Origin of the sequence: Anaerovibrio sp., assembly GCF_024697385.1 — a bacterium.
Classification (GTDB): Bacteria; Bacillota; Negativicutes; order Selenomonadales; family Selenomonadaceae; genus Anaerovibrio.
In genome coordinates this window covers 1-5,457 of record NZ_JAILFV010000189.1, presented here as the reverse complement: position 1 = coordinate 5,457, position 5,457 = coordinate 1, and the positions used below count along the sequence as shown (strand labels likewise).

8 protein-coding genes are annotated in these 5,457 nt (G+C 37.9%); all 8 read left to right on the top strand.

Translation table 11 applies throughout. The features are described 5' to 3' along the window. Positions 1-334 precede the first annotated feature (334 nt). Complete coding sequence (locus K6C05_RS09935; protein WP_296734276.1) at positions 335-499, top strand: hypothetical protein; 165 nt, start codon at positions 335-337, stop codon at positions 497-499. A gap of 122 nt (positions 500-621) precedes the next feature. Next, positions 622-1,314, top strand: coding sequence for a hypothetical protein (locus K6C05_RS09930; RefSeq protein WP_296734274.1), 693 nt, complete (start codon positions 622-624; stop codon positions 1,312-1,314). A 167-nt stretch (positions 1,315-1,481) separates the two neighbouring features. Then, positions 1,482-1,679 carry a hypothetical protein gene (locus tag K6C05_RS09925; RefSeq protein WP_296734271.1) on the top strand — a complete coding sequence of 66 codons (198 nt, stop codon included), beginning with the start codon at positions 1,482-1,484 and terminating at the stop codon, positions 1,677-1,679. A 175-nt stretch (positions 1,680-1,854) separates the two neighbouring features. Continuing rightward, positions 1,855-2,259 (top strand): DUF1232 domain-containing protein, encoded by a 405-nt coding sequence (locus K6C05_RS09920; RefSeq protein ID WP_296734268.1) that lies wholly within the window; start codon positions 1,855-1,857, stop codon positions 2,257-2,259. 10 nt (positions 2,260-2,269) lie between these two features. Next, the gene (locus tag K6C05_RS09915) at positions 2,270-2,824 is read left to right on the top strand and encodes an XRE family transcriptional regulator (RefSeq protein WP_296734279.1); all 555 of its coding nucleotides are present in this window, start codon (positions 2,270-2,272) and stop codon (positions 2,822-2,824) included. 123 nt (positions 2,825-2,947) lie between these two features. Next, positions 2,948-3,412: a hypothetical protein gene (locus K6C05_RS09910; RefSeq protein ID WP_296734267.1), complete on the top strand. Its 465-nt coding sequence runs from the start codon at positions 2,948-2,950 to the stop codon at positions 3,410-3,412. 46 nt (positions 3,413-3,458) lie between these two features. Further along, the gene (locus K6C05_RS09905) at positions 3,459-3,638 is read left to right on the top strand and encodes a hypothetical protein (protein WP_296734264.1); all 180 of its coding nucleotides are present in this window, start codon (positions 3,459-3,461) and stop codon (positions 3,636-3,638) included. Between the two features lie 179 nt (positions 3,639-3,817). Next, entirely contained in the window at positions 3,818-5,002 is a 1,185-nt protein-coding gene (ftsZ, locus tag K6C05_RS09900) for a cell division protein FtsZ (protein ID WP_296734261.1), read from the top strand. Positions 5,003-5,457 lie beyond the last annotated feature (455 nt).

Genomic DNA, 5,457 nt, shown 5'->3' with positions numbered 1-5,457 from the left:
TATCAAGAAGCTATAAAAGCGTTGGAAGAATATGGTGATAAGGATTTGTTGGCAGATAAATACAGAAAAGTTAGTAAGGATATAAATATGTATGGCAAGTCTACAAAGTTGAAATTTTTTGCGGATGAGTGCATTAAAAAGAGAAGGACTTTGTTGACTGGAATAACTGATGAATAAATTATTTGTAATGCAATAAAATTTTAGTTCTCTAACGGAAATATATGTCCAGATGTTTTATGTTCTATGGAAAAAGGTGTGTATGTGAGAGATAACGGCTAGTGACACACTATTTTGGCTGGGCATCTGGACATTGGACTGGAAGGGGATGAGTCCTATGCTGGAAAAACTGAAGAGGGTACTGTCTAACGAAAAGAGATGTGCAAAATGTGGCTCTGATAAAGATGTGGAGAAGGTTTATATTTCCAGTTTCACGGGACAAGGGCATTTTGAATACTTGTGTGCCACCTGTGCTTTTAAGGAGAAGCTAAAAATCTATTGATAGGCAATTCTACTAAGGATATGAAGAGGTTGCCTGAGCGGCAACCTTTTTATATTTTCCATGATTTATACTTAAATCACTGAAGAAACATATTAACATAATATTCAACGGAGGAATGAATCATGGACATCATTTGGCACCCTGATACCGCTATTGATAACATCGTTTGGCCAAATTGTGAAGGTGCAATCAACGGTTTTACGGATAAAGAAGAAATTATTTCCAAGATAAAGAATCCAATGGAAGACTTGGCAGCTATAATTTTTGTCACTGAAAATTATATGACTCAAAATTATTATCCGGAAGATATAGTAGCCTTTGAATTGCAAAATCCGAATTGGACTTTTGACGATGAACCCCAAAAGTCTGAACTTGAACATATATTAAACTGTGCTGTGGGAGCAGGTACAACAATAAGAATATCTCCCGATGCTGATGAATGGGATAGGTTTGGTCTGGGACATTCGGATTTTTATGATGCAAAGAAGGATGCGTATATCCTTACACTTTTTGAGCGAAATATTGCACTCCAAGATATTGTATATATTAAACTCATCTATGATAGTGATTATTGGGAATGGTTTGAGAATAAAGATCCTTATGAGAGGATTATCAATTCTGAATACCCTAAGAAATATTTGCAATTCGTTGTTCCATGGCATTTGGATGAATGTAAGGTGCCAATAGACTACTCGGCTTATGGAATAGATGATAATCCATTTCAAAAAAGTTATATTGAAGAAAACGGAATTCTAAATATTATGTGGCGTTGCCCTAATAGGGAGAATGGGGTGTGTAATTGTAAAATGGAATAGGTTGCCTGGCGGGCAACCTTTTTTCATGTTACGTATTTTATACTTAACTCATATTAATAGATACAAATATAGCAAAAAAGGAGGATGTATCTGCGAGTTGATTAAAGAAAGTTATTTAGTACAGGTTGTATTGCAGGATAATATTATGAAGGTGGTGAAAAGTAAATATGATTGTAAAAACATATACAGCATCGTCATTAGAGGAGGCTATGGCCAATGCAAGGGCTGAATTGGGGGAAAAAATAATATTACTACAAGAAAAGAAAATCAGAAAGGGTGGTTTCCTGTGCTTTGGTGGAAAGAAAACCGTAGAAGCTACTGTGGTACTTGACAATTCCTCCAAAAGAATGACCTGTACAAATTGACAGAGCTTTGCAAATGAATACCAGTTCACTATTTGAGATGAACTGGTATTTTTATTGTAAAAAAGTATAGGTTGCCTGGCAGGCAACCTTTTTACTTTTGCTTCCTGTATACTGTTTACTAAGCAGGAAAGTTATATTATGTTATAGAAATGTAGCTAACGAGGTAGGAATAATCATGAAGGAGCAAATTATGGATGCTGATTTCGGCGAAATTGAGGTAGAGAATTATGTGGACGATTATTCAGAGGATGGGCTTTGGAGCAAGATAAAGGAAAATGTCGCATCCATTGGGATTAGCCTGATTTACAAGGCTTTACAGCTGTATTTTGTGGCTCAGCCACCAAAATGTCCTATGAAGATCAAGGCTGGAATATATGGCGCCTTGGGGTATCTTATTTCACCATTTGATTTTATTCCAGATTTTACACCAATAGCTGGTTATACTGATGACGCTGCGGCTATTGGTATTGCTCTGCTTTTGGCGCAGATGTACATAGATGATAGTATTAAGACTCAAGCTAGAGGAAAAATAAAGAATATATTTGGAGTGAAGGCTCTGGAAAAGCTAGATGAGGACTAAGGTGATTGCTATGGTTGGAAAAGAAAAAACACTAAGCAAAGAGATAATAGATGAGTATATTCAGTTAAACTTTAAGGCAAATTTTGATATACGTAAGAAAAAAAGTTATTTTGATATATTAAAAAGACCCGAATTAACCATCACGGGAAGAAGAGAATTTGCTGGGTCTAATGTTTCCAGCGATAAGCTGCAATATTTGTTGAGTAAGATTAAAAGCAAAATAGAACTGTCTTTTTCCGAAAAACTTATGGAGCTTATTAAAGAAAAAGGAAAAAAGCCAGCAGATATATATAAAAAAGCGGAAGTTGACAAGTCATTATTTTCGAAGATTAAGAGCGATAAAGATTATCATCCAACCAAGGGTACGGCACTGGCCTTTGCTATAGCCTTGCACCTAACGTTGGAAGAAACACAGGATCTAATTGGACGGGCAGGGTATGCCTTGTCTAATAGTGTAGAACGGGACCTTATAGTGCAATGTTATATTGAGTCAAAAGCCTACAATGTAAATGACCTTAATGGTAAATTGATAGATTATGGATATGACCCACTTACAAACAAATAATAGTATTTATATAAATTTTTTAAAGGTTGCTTGGCGGGCAACCTTTTCATTTTTTTACTATTTTATAATTAAATCATCCAAAGGGATAACTCATTTACAGAAAAATCAAAGGAGGAATTAATTATGAGTTGGTGGAAAAATGGTTTATTGTTAGGTGCAGGCGGTATTGCCGGATTGGCTATTGCGGCGTGGTTGGAGTCAGAAAATGATCCTTTTGGGGCTTCAAGAGAGAGCAGACGGGAGCCATCCACTACAGAAAGCATTGAGGCCCTTATGGAGAAGATTCTTGATGAAGCCCAGTGGGCCATGGATGAGTGTACTACTGACGAGCAACGGGAAAAGGTTTACGAAGAGGTTAAGGCATCAATCCAGAAGCTTCAGACTGCTCTGGAAAGAAGCGGGGACAAGATTATCACTGACCTCAAGGCAAAAAATAAAGAGGATGACGATGATGAACTAGGCAAATCTGATCCGGTGACCAAATACAGAAGCACGCTGGAAAAACTCCTCAAAGATTTGGATAATTCCAAGGCTGCAAGCGAGAAGGAAAATAATATAAAAATGGAATTGCCTGATGGAGCAATCTGAACATCTGTGAAACCGTCATAATATTGATGAAAGGGAGCTGAGATGTATGTTTACCAGAGGTGTTGATGTCAGAGACTTAGCCTGTGATGGTTATGGCTTTACTGCAGTAACATCCGGGATGAACAGATATGTGGCAAAATATCTGGAAAAACTTACGGCAGGTCTTGAGAAAAAGCCTGAACAGCATCAGGAGAACAGCAAAGAGCCGCATAATTGCAAAGGGTAAATTTAAATACATGGTATTATTATTTCCATGTGATAGCGTGGAAATAACAATACCACCCTTAGCAAGATGCTTTAGAGAAATATTCAGATCTTGTAACGGTATTAAATTGAGCTGGCAATTAAATTTTCTTCTAATACATTATTTCCAAAGATTAAAGTGAATGAAAGGGTGATTTTTTAGTGCTAACAGAGTTTGACGATTTTGCTGATAAGACCGTGATAAAAATTGTTGGTGTCGGCGGTGGTGGAAGCAACGCCATAAATTGTATGGTCAATGCAGGATTGAAGGGCGTTGAGTTCATTACTATTGATACCGATAAAAAGGCATTGTCTCAGTCTTTGGCTGATGTTCGCATACCACTTATTAATATGCTTGGAGGCGGTCTTGGAAATAGTTTACCACCCAATGCTGATTCTAAGATTGGGGACCAGACCGCGAAGGCATATAGCGAAGAAATACGTGATGCTCTAAAAGGTGCAGATATGGTATTTATAGTTGCTGGTATGGGAGGTACTACAGGCACCAGTGCAACGCCTGTAGTAGCGGAATGTGCCAAAGAAGTGGGGGCTCTTACCATTGGAGTTGTAACCCGTCCATTTACCTATGAGGGCAGTGTTCGTTCCAAGCGTGCCACGGTTGGTATGGATAATTTACGTCAGTATGCGGATACCACTATTGTCATTTCTGATGACAGGGTATTGAATACTATTGACAAATCCACTTCCTTTAGAGATGCCTTCAAGGATATTGATGATATTATTCGTCAAGGCGTACAGAGTATCTGCGAATTAGTTATTGATTGTGGATATATAAATCTGGACTTTGAAGATGTTAAGACTGTATTGGGCAATGCAGGTCAGGCATTTATGTGTATTGGTGAAGCATCTGGTGATAATGCCCCTATGGTTGCCATCCGTAATGCAGTCAATTCTACATTGATGGAGGAGCCTGCAAGCGGTGCAAGAAGCATTATTATTAATTTTATTGGTGAACCGTCCCATATAAACATGATGACACTTAATGAGGCTGCACAGTGCATTGTTGAACAGGCTCATCCTGATGCGAATATTCTCTGGGGCATTTCAGTGGATGACACGCTGGGAGACACTATCCGGGCTGTTATTGTGGCTGCCATTTTTAACAGTGAGGAAAGTAAAATCGCCTTTCTGAAAAAGCGGGCTGAGGCAGAGCATATTGAGATATCAAATGAGGCGTTGGCTTGCATTGCCAATCGTGTTGGTAACAGCCCACGTGAGCTGGAAGGTGCCCTTAACAGAGTTGTTGCTTACTCCGAGCTTGCTGGTGAAAATATTACTTCAGATTTGGTTGCCAATGCCCTAAAAGATGTATATCCTGAATCTTAAACTTAATAACATACCGTAGCTTAGGCTGCCTGATATTTCAGGCAGTCTTTTTTAGTGTCTAAAATTGTCAGATTGCATCTGACCGACATTCAATATCAGTGAAGTAATATGTAATCAGAAAGAAGAAAACAACCAAGAAAAGAGGTGAAAAAATCATGGAAGATAGAGAAATCTCTGTAAGGGAAAAGTAGTAACATCAATCATACTAATTTGTCAGATTGCATCTGACCTAGATTCAATCCAAGTGAATTAAGATATAACCATAAGGAATAAATCCACAATGAAAGGAGGTAAAAACTATGTACAAGCATTTCGAGACTATGAAAAAATTTCTGTAAATAAGATCTTCTATGGTTAAAAACAATATATATTTTATGTGTATGCCAGTCAAATGCTCACGGTCAGATAAATCGTGAGACAGTGCAGGACAAACAGCTGGGGCCAGAATTACTCCA

Bases quoted from the DNA above. Each gene is read 5' to 3' on its own strand.
- K6C05_RS09935 (WP_296734276.1), top strand. From the start codon at position 335: ATGCTGGAAAAACTGAAGAGGGTACTGTCTAACGAAAAGAGATGTGCA.
- K6C05_RS09930 (WP_296734274.1), top strand. From the start codon at position 622: ATGGACATCATTTGGCACCCTGATACCGCTATTGATAACATCGTTTGG.
- K6C05_RS09925 (WP_296734271.1), top strand. From the start codon at position 1,482: ATGATTGTAAAAACATATACAGCATCGTCATTAGAGGAGGCTATGGCC.
- K6C05_RS09920 (WP_296734268.1), top strand. From the start codon at position 1,855: ATGAAGGAGCAAATTATGGATGCTGATTTCGGCGAAATTGAGGTAGAG.
- K6C05_RS09915 (WP_296734279.1), top strand. From the start codon at position 2,270: ATGGTTGGAAAAGAAAAAACACTAAGCAAAGAGATAATAGATGAGTAT.
- K6C05_RS09910 (WP_296734267.1), top strand. From the start codon at position 2,948: ATGAGTTGGTGGAAAAATGGTTTATTGTTAGGTGCAGGCGGTATTGCC.
- K6C05_RS09905 (WP_296734264.1), top strand. From the start codon at position 3,459: ATGTTTACCAGAGGTGTTGATGTCAGAGACTTAGCCTGTGATGGTTAT.